The organism is Lentzea sp. NPDC051208 (assembly GCF_040682435.1).
GTDB classification, from domain to species: Bacteria; Actinomycetota; Actinomycetes; order Mycobacteriales; family Pseudonocardiaceae; genus Lentzea; species Lentzea kristufekii.
Window position 1 is genome coordinate 494,193 of sequence record NZ_JBFBAW010000004.1, and the last position, 12,542, is coordinate 506,734.

12 protein-coding genes are annotated in these 12,542 nt (G+C 67.2%); 3 read left to right on the plus strand and 9 right to left on the minus strand.

Annotated elements, in window-relative coordinates:
• Positions 1-287: 287 nt before the first annotated feature.
• Together AB0M48_RS12540 and AB0M48_RS12545 are read left to right on the plus strand one after the other, a co-directional pair.
• Positions 288-2,078 carry an NAD(P)/FAD-dependent oxidoreductase gene (locus AB0M48_RS12540; RefSeq protein WP_363839754.1) on the plus strand — a complete coding sequence of 597 codons (1,791 nt, stop codon included), beginning with the start codon at positions 288-290 and terminating at the stop codon, positions 2,076-2,078.
• Positions 2,068-3,630 (plus strand): hypothetical protein, encoded by a 1,563-nt coding sequence (locus AB0M48_RS12545; RefSeq protein WP_363839757.1) that lies wholly within the window; start codon positions 2,068-2,070, stop codon positions 3,628-3,630. The genes AB0M48_RS12540 and AB0M48_RS12545 overlap by 11 nt, the downstream gene beginning before the upstream one ends.
• A gap of 43 nt (positions 3,631-3,673) precedes the next feature.
• Here the strand turns inward: AB0M48_RS12545 and AB0M48_RS12550 are convergent, their stop codons facing one another.
• The 9 genes from AB0M48_RS12550 to AB0M48_RS12590 all read right to left on the minus strand — a co-directional run bounded on the left by AB0M48_RS12550 (position 3,674) and on the right by AB0M48_RS12590 (position 11,671).
• On the minus strand, positions 3,674-5,119 hold the full coding sequence (locus tag AB0M48_RS12550; protein ID WP_363839760.1) for an MDR family MFS transporter: 1,446 nt from the start codon (positions 5,117-5,119) through the stop codon (positions 3,674-3,676).
• 109 nt (positions 5,120-5,228) lie between these two features.
• Positions 5,229-5,906, minus strand: a complete 678-nt coding sequence (locus AB0M48_RS12555; protein ID WP_363839763.1) for a TetR family transcriptional regulator — start codon at positions 5,904-5,906, stop codon at positions 5,229-5,231.
• Between the two features lie 192 nt (positions 5,907-6,098).
• Positions 6,099-6,764 carry a GDSL-type esterase/lipase family protein gene (locus AB0M48_RS12560; protein WP_363839765.1) on the minus strand — a complete coding sequence of 222 codons (666 nt, stop codon included), beginning with the start codon at positions 6,762-6,764 and terminating at the stop codon, positions 6,099-6,101.
• 258 nt (positions 6,765-7,022) lie between these two features.
• A complete protein-coding gene (locus AB0M48_RS12565) occupies positions 7,023-7,943 on the minus strand; it encodes an SMP-30/gluconolactonase/LRE family protein (protein WP_363839768.1) in 921 nt (306 codons plus the stop codon).
• A gap of 9 nt (positions 7,944-7,952) precedes the next feature.
• A complete protein-coding gene (locus AB0M48_RS12570) occupies positions 7,953-8,372 on the minus strand; it encodes a hypothetical protein (protein WP_363839771.1) in 420 nt (139 codons plus the stop codon).
• Between the two features lie 114 nt (positions 8,373-8,486).
• The gene (locus AB0M48_RS12575; RefSeq protein ID WP_363839774.1) at positions 8,487-9,926 is read right to left on the minus strand and encodes an MFS transporter; all 1,440 of its coding nucleotides are present in this window, start codon (positions 9,924-9,926) and stop codon (positions 8,487-8,489) included.
• Positions 9,927-10,044: 118 nt separating this feature from the next.
• Positions 10,045-10,497 (minus strand): DUF202 domain-containing protein, encoded by a 453-nt coding sequence (locus AB0M48_RS12580; protein WP_363839777.1) that lies wholly within the window; start codon positions 10,495-10,497, stop codon positions 10,045-10,047.
• Positions 10,494-10,856, minus strand: a complete 363-nt coding sequence (locus AB0M48_RS12585) for a DUF202 domain-containing protein (RefSeq protein WP_363839780.1) — start codon at positions 10,854-10,856, stop codon at positions 10,494-10,496. Before AB0M48_RS12585 ends, AB0M48_RS12580 begins: the two co-directional genes overlap by 4 nt.
• Entirely contained in the window at positions 10,853-11,671 is an 819-nt protein-coding gene (locus AB0M48_RS12590) for a formylglycine-generating enzyme family protein (protein ID WP_363839783.1), read from the minus strand. The genes AB0M48_RS12585 and AB0M48_RS12590 overlap by 4 nt, the downstream gene beginning before the upstream one ends.
• A gap of 241 nt (positions 11,672-11,912) precedes the next feature.
• Between AB0M48_RS12590 and AB0M48_RS12595 the strand changes: the two genes are divergently transcribed.
• On the plus strand, positions 11,913-12,485 hold the full coding sequence (locus AB0M48_RS12595) for a PadR family transcriptional regulator (RefSeq protein WP_363839786.1): 573 nt from the start codon (positions 11,913-11,915) through the stop codon (positions 12,483-12,485).
• Positions 12,486-12,542 lie beyond the last annotated feature (57 nt).

Here is a 12,542-nt window from a genome sequence, read left to right on the forward strand (position 1 = left end):
TCAAGTAAACGCCCGTGTCACTTCATCTACGTCGCAACCGGCGTCGGTCAGTTCGGCGCGGCATGCGCTCGCCCTTGCGGTCCGAGCGCTGGTGGATGACAGAGGCGTGGCGCCTGGCTGGGTTGGGCTGGGCCCACGTAGTCGCGCTCGCCGCAGCTGAGTCATGCGGGCGCTACCGGCTGCCTTCGGAAGGTCACGACGTGTACATTTAAGTCAGTCAATTGATTTAAACTCTGACGTCTTGAGAGGCGTCTCAGTGAAAGGGCGGCACGGTGACACTGGACCCCTTGCGGATCCCTGACGAGCTCGATTTCGATCCGGAGGCGTTGCGCGAGCGCTACCGATCGGAGCGGGACCGGCGGATGCGGCCCGATGGCAGTGGGCAGTACCAGCGTGCGGAGGGAAAGTTCGGTTACTACGCCGAGGACCCCTACTCGACGCCCGAGTCCAGGGAGCCGGTCCGCGACCGGGTGGACGCGGTCGTGATCGGCGGTGGGTTCGGTGGGCTGCTGGCGGGTGCGCGGCTGCGGCAGGCGGGACTGGAGCGCATCCGGGTCATCGAGAAGGCGGGGGACTTCGGCGGCACCTGGTACTGGAACCGGTATCCGGGCATCCACTGCGACATCGAGTCCTACGTCTACCTGCCGCTGCTGGAGGAGGTCGGGTACGTCCCGCGGTGGAAGTACTCGCCCGGCGAGGAGATCCGGCAGCACGCGATGGCCATCGGCAGGACGTTCGGCCTGTACGCGGACGCGTTGTTCCAGACGGGCGTGCGGGAGCTGCGGTGGGACGACGGTGAGTGGCTCGTGCGCACCGACCGCGACGACGAGGTCCGCGCGACGTACGTGGTGGTGTCGAACGGCACGCTCGATCACGCGAAGCTGCCGCGCGTTCCCGGCATTGAGGACTTCGCGGGGCACACGTTCCACACGAGCCGCTGGGACTACGGCTACACGGGCGGGGACGCGGACGGCGGGCTGACCGGGCTGGCGGACAAGCGCGTGGCGGTGATCGGCACGGGGGCGACGGGCATCCAGGTGGTGCCGCACCTGGGGCGTGACGCCGGGCACCTGTACGTCTTCCAGCGCACGCCCTCGTCGGTGGACGTGCGGGGCAACCGCCCCACTGATCCGGAGTGGGAGGCCTCGCTCGAACCCGGCTGGCAAGCCCGGCGCAGGGAGAACTTCCAGGCCCTCGTCACGGGTCACGAGGTGGACGTGGACCTGGTGGACGACGCGTGGACGGCGAGCGGCCGGCTGCTCTCGAAGATCGTCCCGACGGACGCCAACGCGCACCTGGACCCGGCGGAGTGGGAGCGGATCGAGGAGCTGCTCGACTTCCGGAAGATGAACGAGCTGCGCGCCCGCGTCGACGCCGTCGTCGAGGACCCGGCGACGGCCGAGCTGCTCAAGCCCTGGTACCGCTACGGCTGCAAGCGGCCGACGTTCAGCGACGAGTACCTGCAGACGTTCAACCGCCCCAACGTGACCGTGGTCGACACGGCCGACCACGGTGGCATCGAGCGGGTCACCGAAAACGCGATCGTCGTCGGCGGCGTCGAGTACGAGGTCGACTGCATCATCTTCGCCACCGGTTTCGAAGTCGGTATGTCGGACGTGATGACCGGCCGCCTGCCCATCTACGGCAGGGAGGGTTCCGGATTGCTGCAATCGTGGGCCGCAGGCGGTGTGCGCACGTTGCACGGGTTGTGCAGCAACGGTTTCCCGAACCTCTTTCACCTCGGGTCCCTGCAGAACGCGCCCTCGGTGAACTTCACGCACGTGCTGGACGAGCAGGCGATCCACATCGGCGAGCTGGTCGCACAGGCACGTCGGCGCGGGGTGAAGTGCATCGAACCGACCGCTGAGGCGGAGCGCGCGTGGGTGGAGACCGTGCGCGCGAACTCGCCGGACCGCGGGCGCTACGACCTCGAGTGCACGCCCGGCTACTACAACGGCGAGGGCAAACCGCGCGGTCCCCGACAGACCTACGGGCCCGGCCCGGCCGCCTTCCACCAGTTGCTGCGCGAATGGCGCTCCGGCGACGGCATCGACGAGGTGCTCGGCGATGCGAACTGACGGCCGTTTTGGCAAGGCCGTGAATCCTCGCTCTGCCAGAGGATCTGTCGAACGGCTCACCCCGCCCAGCCCGCTGTGGGGATCGAACGGCATCGCGTTCGGACCGGACGGAAGGCTCTACGTCGCCCAGTTCGTCGCCGGCAAGATCAGCGCGGTGGACCTCGGCAACGGCGAGGTCGACACCGTCGTCGACATGGACGGTCCCGTGCAGGCGCCGGACGACCTGGCCTTCGGCGCCGACGGTTCCATGTACATCACGGACCTCGTGCCAGGACGGGTGTGGCGGCGCAGTCCGGACGGCGAGTTCACCCTCGTTGCCGAGGGCGTCGCATCGCCCAACGGTATCGCTTGCGCCGGCAACAGGCTGTTCGTCAACGAGATGTGCATGGGCGGACGAGTGCTGGAGTTGTTCCCCGGTGGTGGGGAACCCGTCGTGCTGGCCGAGGGACTGGCGTTCGGCAACGCGATGCAGCTCGGCCCCGACGGGTATCTGTACTACCCGCACATGGTGACGAACGAGGTGCACCGCGTGTCTCCGGACGGCGGTCCGGCCGAACTGGTCGCGCGGGACGTCCACCAGCCGGTGGCGGTGCGCTTCGACCTGTCGGGGGAGCTGACGGTGCTGTCGCGCGGTGAGGCCGGGATCGTCACGCGGATCGACCTCTCCTCCGGCAGGCGCACTGTCGTTCCCGGTGATCTGTCCGGAATGGACAACGCGGCGTTCGACACCGAGAACCGCATGTTCGTGTCGAGCTTCGCGGCGGGTGGCATCGCGGAGCTGACGCCGGACGGGCGCGCACGGGTGATCGTGCCGAAGGGTCTTGTCGGTCCTTACGGCGTGGCGGTCGACCGTTCCGGCACGGTGTACGCGGGGGACAACTTCCGGCTGGCGACGGTCACCGGCGGCGAGGCGCACACCCGCGAGCTTCTCCTGTCGAGCCACGGCGTCGCAACCGACGACTGCGGCCGAGTGCACCTGGCCTCGCAGTCCGGAGTGGTGCGCACGTATGAACCGGAGAACCGGTCACTCAGGACACGGGCGGAGAACCTCGCGCGCCCCAATGGTGTGGCTCTGCGTTCCGACGGCGTGCTCGTGGTAGCAGAGTCCGGTGCGGGTCGTGTGGTCGGCATCGACGGCGAGAACGGCCTCACCGTTCTCGCTGAAGGCATGGGGTTTCCGGTCGACGTCGCGGTCGACGCGGAGGACCGTTGTTACGTCAGCGACGAGCAACGAGGGGTCGTCGCGCGCATCGACGACGGCGCCCTCGTGCCGGTTGCAGAAGGGCTGGATCAGCCGCAGGGCATCGCGGTGAGCGCCGGCGAGCTCTTCGTCGTGGAGACCGGGGCGCGGAGGCTGCTCGCGATCGACCTCGTCACAGGCGAACGCCGTGTCGAGGCGGAGGACCTCGCGGTCGGGTTGCCGCCGGGGCGCACCCGCGTCCATCCCGGTGCGGGGGTGCCGGTGCCGTTCGCCGGAGTGGCTGTCGGGCCCGACCGGACGATCTACGTCTCCGCGAACGGAGAAGGCAGCGTTGTGCGCTTGATCCGCTGACCACCACCGCCGGTGCGCGGTTGGACACCGCGCACCGGCGGGTTCAGTCCTTCTTGGACATGTCGAGACTCGTGCGCAGAGACACGGGTTTGAGCAGGACGGCGGCGACGACGCCCAGCACCGCGACACCGGCGGAGATGGCGAACACGGTTCCGGTCGCCTCACCGTAGGCGGCCGGGACCGTCAGGCCCGCCGCGGTGTGGTGGGCCACCTGACGGGCCAGCACGGCGCCGAGAACGGTGACGCCGATCGTGCCGCCGAGCGAGCGGAAGAACGACACGGTCGCGCTGGCGGCACCGATGTCGGCGAGCGGAACGGCGTTCTGCACGACCAGGACGAAGTTCTGCAGCGTCATGCCGACGCCGGTGCCGATGAGCAACATCGGCACGGCGACGAGCACCAGCGGGGTGGTCTCGTCCAGGAAACCGAGGCAGGCGAAGCCCACGGCGAGGCTCACCGCGCCGATGACGAGGAAGGGCTTGACGCGGCCGGTGCGGCTGAGCAGGCGGCCGGCGACGATGGAGGAGATCAGGATGCCCGCCATCATGGGGATGGTGAGCACGCCCGCCTCCGTCGGGGTGTGGCCGCGGCTGAGCTGGAAGTACTGGCTGAGGAAGACCGCAGCACCGAACATGGCGGTACCGGCGGCGAGGCTGCCGAGGACGGCGAGCGCGGTGGTGCGCTGCGTGATGATGCGTGGCGGCACGATCGGTTCCGCGACCCTGGTCTCCACCCACGCCCCGAATCCGAGCAGCAGCAGGCTTCCGCCGACCATGGCCGCGGTCTGCCAGGAGACCCAGGCGAAGCCGTCATCGACGAACGAGATCCAGATCAGCAGAAGGCTGACTCCGCCGGTGATCAGCGCCGCACCCCAGTAGTCGATCCGGACGTTCTCCCTGCGGACGACCGGGAGGCGCAACGTCAGTTGCAGCAGCACCAGCGCGGCCAGAGCGACGGGAACACCGATGAAGAAGCACCAGCGCCAGCCGAGCCACGCGGTGTCGACGATGAAACCGCCCAGCAGCGGGCCACCGATTGTGGAGAGGGCGGTGACACTGCTCTGGTAACCGGCATAGCGGCCTCGCTCGCGAGGCGGGATCATCGCGGCGATGGCGATCTGGACCAGGGCCTGCAGCCCACCGACGCCCACGCCTTGCAGACCACGCGCGGCGATGAGCTGACCGGCGTCCTGCGCCAGGCCCGCCGCGAGCGATCCGGCGATGAAGACCACCGCCGAAGCCTGGACGAGGACCTTCTTGTCGAAGAGGTCCGCGAGTTTGCCCCAGATCGGAGTGGAGACGGTCGCGGTGAGCAGAGTGGCCGTGACCACCCAGGTGTACTGGGTCGGGGAGCCGTGCAGGTCGCCCAGCATGCGCGGAAGCGCTGTCGCCACCACCGTGCTGCTCAGTGTGGAGACGAACAGAGCGAGCAACAGGCCGGTGAGAGCCTGCAGCACTTTCCGATGTGAAGGTGCGGTGATCGTGCTCATCAACTCTCCGCTGGTAGCTGGTTCGAAGGGCGGGTACCTCCATAGTTTAAGTCAATCAATTGATTTAAAGCAGGCGGGTGGCAGTGGTGGGACGGCCAAGGGGTGCTGATCAGTCGAGCGGGGTGGCTGGCGCCATGTACAGGCCTGCGAGGGCATCGATGAGGCTGGAGGTTGTTGCTTTCCAGGCCGCGGCGCTGTCCTCCGGCAGGTCCTGTTCGCGCCGTGCGCACATGTGCGCGATGAGCGCTTGGGCCATCTCGTCGCGTTCGGCGTGCACGGCCGGAGTCAGGTGAGGAAGGCATCGGTGCAGCGCGTCGGCGATCGTTCGCTGCTGAGGCGTCCTGCCCACGTCGACAAGGCCGAGTTCGCGCAGTTTCGGTTCTGTCATGAGCTGGGCGATGAAGCGGGCGTACCAGCTGTTCGCGCCGAGTGACGCCAGGTGGTCGGTGAACGGGTGCACCATGCAGGCGAGCCAGTCGCGGAGGTCTTCGCTGCCGGCGTGCCGGTTCAGCAGCTCCTCGCGGATGAGCTCCATCGGTTCGTTGTGGCGCTGGTAGATGGCGCGGACGAGTTCGGCCTTGCTGCCGAAGTGGTAGCTGACCGCCGTGTTGTTGCCCAGGCCGCCCTCGTCGCTGATCTGCCGGTTGGAGACCGAGAAGATGCCGTGCTCGGCGAACATGCGCTCGGCGGTCTCGAGGATGCGCCGTCGAGTGGTCTCGATCTGTCCCGTGCGGGTGCGGCCGCGGCTGGTTCCCGCGTCGTCGGCGTCTGTTCTGGTACGACTCATCCCTGGGGCTCCGGCAGGCAATGCCCGGCGAGGTGCCGGGCGGCTGATCACTCCGGTGGTGCGGAGCACTGGCCAGCAGGATAAATGCCCCAGGGATGTGGCGTTCGTCAGACCGCCGCCCAGTCGTTGTCCATGGGCAGGGTTGCGGCTGATGCCGTACCGACTGCGTTGCTAAGGGCATCCTCCGGTGCATCACTCGGCTCGTTCGCCGCACAAGCCTGCTTTGACAGCGGTGGCGAACCGGCGGTAGCCCTCGGCATTGAGGTGGAGGCGGTCATCGGCGAAGAGGGCGTGGTCGATTGAGCCATCCGTCCGGAGCAGAGCGGGTGCCGTGTCGATGAAGGTGAAGTCGCCTCGAGAGCGTGCCAGATCGGCGAGGGCGCGGTTCGCCTTCTGGATTTCGGGGCGTACGCGCTCGCGTGAGGGGGCCTCGGTGATCGCGATGTAGTAGATCCTCGTCTTTGGCAGGCGTGTCCGTGCGAGGTCGAGGTAGTGCTCGACCAGCGAAACGGTCTCGTCAGCGGATTTCGAGAAGAACGGCAGGCCGCTGATGTCGTTCGAGCCGATGTAGACCACCAATGCGGCCGGGGCGAACGGAACGATCATCCGGTCGAAGTAGGCGATGTGGTCGCCGGCCTTGGTGCCGCCAATGCCGATGTTCGTCGTTGCGAGAGGTGTGAGGTCTTCAGCTGAGGTGCGCCAGTACTCCATGTAGGAGCTGCCGGTGAGCAACACCTCGCCCTGGGGATAGCCGGCGGCGAAGCGTTGCCGGATGGCGTCCACGCGCGACTCCCACTGCTTCGGGTGGTCCCGTCCCATGAAGTAGAGCACGGCTGCCGCGCCGACCAGGCTGATCAACAGCAGGACGCAGAAGCTGATCGCCGCGATCTTGACAACTCGTCGCCTGGGATTGCGGTGGCGGAGCGTGGGCGTTTCCGGCTCGGGAACGTCGAGATCCGCGCCGGCACTTTTCTTCGTCATGTGGCTCCTCGTTGAGTCGACGGGATGGCGCCGTGAGCAAGTCGGACGCGGGCAGCGCTGTGCCCGCGTCCGACTGCGCAGCCGCCCGACGAGTCGGAGAAGAACGGCGGTACAGGGTGTGTGTCGCAGCTGTGTTCAGCCTGCGAAACGCCTTTCGGGTATGCCCCTCACGCCCAACCCGGACAGGGCCAGGATGCTGCCGTCGAGCACGCCGGTTTGAAGAGGATCACCGGGAAAACCGGCGTCGCCCATGGTGGTCACGTACAGGACTTCCATCTCCGGACCGCCGAAAGCGACGCCGAGCGGCTTCATCAGAGGAAGTGAAATCCTTCGGTCGAGAGTGCCGTCGGGCGCATAACGCCGGATCTCTCCGGCGTAGAGGGCGGCCGTCCAAAGGAAGCCCTCCTCGTCCACCGTCGATCCGTCGGGCATGGGTTGCACCGGCTGAGTCGGGTCGATGAAGTCGGCGAACTGCCGGCGGTTCGACGCGACGCCCGTTTCGGGGTCGTAGTCGAACGCGTAGGTCCGCAGTGCCCAGCTGTCGTTCCAGTAGAGAATGGTGCCGTCCGGGCTGAACGAAGGACCGTTGCTCGCGATGAACCCTTCAGCCAGCGGCCGGACCTCGAGGTCGTGGTCCACGCGGTACAGGCCCGCGGCTTCGACGAGCGTGGAACTGCCCGGTGCGGTCTGCAGCTGCGTGCCGTCGACCAGGCCGGTGACGAGCCTGCCCTGACGGTCCACTTTCGCGTCGTTGAAGCCGACACCGGGCTTGCTGTCCACTTGGAACAGGGTGTCGATTTCGCCGGTGTCGAGGTCGAGCAGGTGGATCCCGTTGGCCGCGGTGACGATCGCTCCGCCCGAGGCTCGAAGTGCCAGAGAGGAGATCGTGCCCCAGGGGAAGCGCCAGAGTCGCACCTCGCGGCCGTCCGGTGTGCCGCAGAAGATGTTTCCTGCGGCGACATCGATCCAGTAGAGCCGGTCCTCCTCCGCATCCCACAGCGGGTTCTCCCCGATGGTGCAGCGTGAGTTGGGAAGGAGATGAATCCGAGCTGACATGTGAGGTCCTTACAGCGATCCGGCGGTGACGAGCTCCAGCTTCACGACCATCGGCTTGTCGTAGCCGGGCACGTCCGCGAAGTGGTTGAACTCCGTCACAGCGATCACTGCCGTCTTGTCCTCCCCCTGCCCCTTGGGGGTCATGTACATCTTGTACGTGTGCGCGGTGACGCCGTCGGCGACGATGCAGCGTTCGATCACGCCCATCTTCATGTCGAACTGGTCGCGGAAGTGCTTCATCTTCGCCTGGTAGTCGCGGAAGTTCTCCGGCGCGTCGCCATCCATGGCGATCATCTCGGCATCGGGCGCGTAAAGGCTGTTGGACCACTCGATCCAGTCCTCGTACCCCGGCTTCCAGGCGTCCCACGCTTCGTACAGGCGGTCCTTGGCCCGCTCGCTGAAGCTCTTGACCATGATGCTCTTCTCCACGGTGTGCGTTCCTTTCGGTGTTCGATCAGGCCGAAGCCCGGAAGACGCACGTCATGAGGCGTTGCCGGGCAGGTGCCGTGCAACGGGGCGCGACGTGCGGTGCTCGAGTGCAGATCACAGCTTCAGCGCGCTGGTCCCGGCGTGGATGTCCGCGGCGAGGTCCGCGTTGACCGCACCGCTCTTGGAGTCGAGGCGGTACAGGAACGTCAGGCCGAACATGAGCAGGGTCAGCACGAGCGGGACCGTCGAGTACAGCCCGATGATCGCCTCTTCTGCCCGGGGAGTCTGGGTGGCGACCAGTCCGTTGAAGCCGGCCACACCCATCACGACTCCGATGACGCCCGACGCCGCACCCTGGCCCACCTGAGCCGAAAAGCTGATCACCGTGGTCGTGACGGCATCGCTGCGGTGACCGGTGCGCCACTCGCCGTAGGCCATGCACTGGATTGCGAAGTAGCCGACCAGCATGGTGATGATGGTGGTCAGGGAACCGAGCACTTGGCCGAACACCACCATGCCGAGCGATCGCGGCGAGAGCACGACGAGTGCGTAGCCGAGGGCGGCGATCGCCAGGCCGACGCGCACGAAGTTGATGGCGCCGAACTTGCGCACTGCCAGGGGGAAGAAGAGGTAGATGAACGGTGTCACGGCTCCGGCCGCGGTGATGAGCGACAGCAACTGCACGTTGCCGAGGATGTAGGTGAAGTAGTAGGTCCCCACCACGCCGTTGCCGGTGATGATGATGTTCGCGGCCAGCACGATGCCGGCGAGGACGAACGCGTACTTGTTGCTCATGAGGCTGCGCAGTCCGTCGCGGAACGACACGTTCTGTTCGGCGGCCAGCTCATCGGCGGTGACGGTCTCCTTGATGAAGAAGAACCGCACCAGGCCCAGGATCATCAGTGGCACGGCGTACACCGTGGCGATGAGCGTCCATCCGCCCGGCCGGTTCCCCCACAGTGCGATCAGCTGCGGCAGCAAGGCATGTCCGACGCCGGCGCAGATGACGATGATGACCCCTTGACGCGAAAGCACTTTCGCGTAGCGCGTTTCGCCCCGGATGGCTCGCTTGAGGTAGAGCCCCTCCGACTTGTTCAGGAACGTCTGGCACACCGAGGTGATCAGCAGGAAGAGCACGAAGATGTAGGCCGCTTGCCACGACGGCGCCATGTCGGGCGTGCTGAAGACGGCGATCGTCAGCAGCCAGATCGGGATGATGAGCAGTTCGTAGGGGCGGGCCTTGCCCCACCGAGTGCGGGTCCGGTCGACCGCGAAGCTGACGAAGATGTCCGTGGCCGCGTCGACGACTTTGGCCAGGAGGAACAGGCCCCCGATCAAACCTGCCGACAGGCCGATGGAGTTCGTCGCGTAGAACGTCAGCTGGGTCACGACCAGCACGTTGACTGCCAGCGAGACGGCGCGTGTCGAGAAGATCGCCGAAAAGAACGGCGGCAGCTTGCCGATGTCCCGGGATTGGGCCGGGTCGATGGGCGTGGCCGGCGGATCCATGACCGCGCCACCCTCATGGGTGCTCGACGCACTGCTGTCGGACATCTCTCGTCCTCTCGTCATTGAGGGCACCGCGACTTAGTAACGCGCGTTACTTCGAGAGAGTGCCACAACTAACGCGCGATACCAAGGGTCTGCGGCCCCGCATGAAACAGGAAGACGGCTAGTGGACAAGTCGACGACGAAGGCGTGTGTGTCCCTCCAGAGACGTATGGGGAGCGTGGTGCTGTGCTTCATGCCCAAGTGGCCGGCATCCCGTTCGCAGGCTTGCGCTCGTTGTGGCCTGGTTGTTCGTGACCGTCCACATCAGAGCGGAGGACGCCAGCACCGCGAGCACGAGTGCCAGCAGGAGCAATAAGACCGCCCCCGGCAGGAGTGGTCGCGGTCCGGACAGCAAGGCGCGGTAGGTGAGTCTCGAGCGCCGCTCGGCCAAGTGCCACAGGACCACGCACGACACCAGTCCCACTACCGCCGCCCACGCCGCCCATGTGCCGAGCGCAGGGGGCAGGAATCGCAGCGCGCAGAGGAAGCCGGTCGCGGCGGCGAGAACGGTGCGTCGCCACGCCAGCGTCGTTCGCTCCGGTTGCAGTCCCTTGTCGAACGGGGAGCCGGTCACCGCAAGGTGATCCCGAGCAGGAGCACCGTCGCGACGATGCCGACGCCGATCGCCAGCAGGGTCGTCGCGCCGCTCGCCGGGAGGGCTTGTCCTTGCCGCAGTGCGCGTTCGGTGGTGCTCCACCCCCACCACGCCGAGGCGGGAACGGCGAGGGCGAGTACCAGCAGCAGCGTCGACGCCGTCAGGCGCAGAACGGGGTGTATCGGCGGTGTCAGCGCCTCGAGGGCGACACCGCCCGCGAGGAGGGCCAGGGATGTGCGCATCCACGCCAGGAAGTTGCGTTCGTTGGCCAGGGTGAACCGGGGGTCCGGTTCTTCGCCGTGGTCGTAGACCCGGCGTGGGAAGCGCGGCGCGGTCATCGTGACACCGTGCGGAAACCCGCGTTGCCCATGGAGGAATCCGGTGTGTTCGCCGAGCGGGCGGCGTTGCGGTACCGGTTGCAGTAGGAGTCGTGGCACAGGTAGGAGCCGCCGCGAAGGGTCCGGGGCAGGTTGCTGCCGTCGTCGCTGGATGTCGGAGGCCGTGCGTGCCCAGTCGCGTGGGAGCGGGGGTCGAACACCTCCTGGCACCACTCCCACACGTTGCCCACCATTTGCCACAGGCCGAAGCCGTTCGGTTCGTAGGTGCGCACCGGCGCGGTGGTGGTCCAGCCGTCCTCGCCGGAGTTGTCGGCCGGGAAGCGGCCCTGCCAGATGTTGAGCCGCCAGGAGCCGTCCGGTGCCATCAACTCGTCGCCCCACGGATAGCGTGCGCCGTCCAGGTTTCCGCGCGCGGCGCGCTCCCACTCCGCCTCGGTGGGCAGGCGCTGGTCGGCCCACCGGCAGTAGGCCTGCGCGTCGTGCCACGTCACATGCACTACCGGATGGTCGAGGCGGTCCTGGACGTCCGAGCGGGGACCGTCCGGATGTCGCCAGTCGGCGCCGCGCACCTCCAGCCACCACGGCGTCCGGGGGGAGCGGCCGAGGACGTCGTCAGCCGATGCCGCCACCGCGAGGTGGAAGACCGCCGAAGAGCCGAATTCCTCGGCCTGGGTGCGGTGGCCGGTGTCCTCGACGAAGCGTGCGAAGTCGGCGTTGGTGACCGTGACGGCGTCGATGTGGAAAGCCGGGAGCGTGACCTCGTGCACAGGACCCTCGCCGTCGCCAGGACGGCTGTCGCCGCGCGCGTCACCCATCTTGAAGGTGCCGGCGGGGACGGCGCGCTGCTCGATGTCGTGCCGCCCCCGCCCAGGTTGGTGTGCCGGAAGGAGACCGCGAGGGCCTTCGGCAGTAGGTGCGCAGCAGGAACCAGGTAGGTGCATGGGTGTCACCGCTTCCGGGCGTCGTTGACACACATAGTCCACAAGTGTCATGGTCTTCCACAAGTGTCATAGACTTTCGTGATGGATGCCGCACCGCGATGCTGGGAGCCGGGCGATGAAACTGGAACACGTCCTGCTCGGGGTGCTGTTGCAGAAACCCGGCACGGGCTATGACCTCAAGAAGCACCTCGACAGCTTCGGTCGTGTCTTCCGCTCCAAAACGCAGATGAGCCAGGTCTACCGCTCACTGGCGAAGATGGAGGAGGACGGCTGGATCAGCCACGCCGTCGAGCCCAGGCCAGGCGCGCAGGACGCCAAGGTCTACCGCGTCACCACGGCGGGAACCTCGGCATTCCTGGACTGGCTCACAGGGCCCTACCAGCCGCCGGCCCGGTTCCAGGAGCCCGAGTTCTCGGCGCGGCTCACCTTCGCGGGATTCATGACCACCGAAGACGTGATCACGCTCCTCGACACCGAGATCACGACCCGGGAGCAGGAGATCGCCCGCTACCGGTTCCGCGACCGCCGCGTTTCCCGCCTGCCCTCCTTGTCGTTCGACGAGCGCCTTGCGGACACCGTCGGAGAGTGGGCACACCAGACGGGTGTCGCTGCGATGGACGCTCATGTCGCGTCGTGCAAGGCGTTGCGGGCCACCCTGCTCGGGGAGACGCCCCCCGCACCCCGCTGATCACTTGCAGGAACGAATCAGGACTGCGGCGTCCCCAGGCCACCGGGGGCGCGGTGA

Excerpts from the sequence above, each read along its gene's own strand:
- AB0M48_RS12575 (WP_363839774.1), bottom strand. The coding sequence starts at position 9,926 with ATGTCCGACAGCAGTGCGTCGAGCACCCATGAGGGTGGCGCGGTCATG.
- AB0M48_RS12555 (WP_363839763.1), bottom strand. The coding sequence starts at position 5,906 with ATGAGTCGTACCAGAACAGACGCCGACGACGCGGGAACCAGCCGCGGC.
- AB0M48_RS12595 (WP_363839786.1), top strand. The coding sequence starts at position 11,913 with ATGAAACTGGAACACGTCCTGCTCGGGGTGCTGTTGCAGAAACCCGGC.
- AB0M48_RS12550 (WP_363839760.1), bottom strand. The coding sequence starts at position 5,119 with ATGAGCACGATCACCGCACCTTCACATCGGAAAGTGCTGCAGGCTCTC.
- AB0M48_RS12590 (WP_363839783.1), bottom strand. The coding sequence starts at position 11,671 with ATGGGTGACGCGCGCGGCGACAGCCGTCCTGGCGACGGCGAGGGTCCT.
- AB0M48_RS12545 (WP_363839757.1), top strand. The coding sequence starts at position 2,068 with ATGCGAACTGACGGCCGTTTTGGCAAGGCCGTGAATCCTCGCTCTGCC.
- AB0M48_RS12585 (WP_363839780.1), bottom strand. The coding sequence starts at position 10,856 with ATGACCGCGCCGCGCTTCCCACGCCGGGTCTACGACCACGGCGAAGAA.
- AB0M48_RS12565 (WP_363839768.1), bottom strand. The coding sequence starts at position 7,943 with ATGTCAGCTCGGATTCATCTCCTTCCCAACTCACGCTGCACCATCGGG.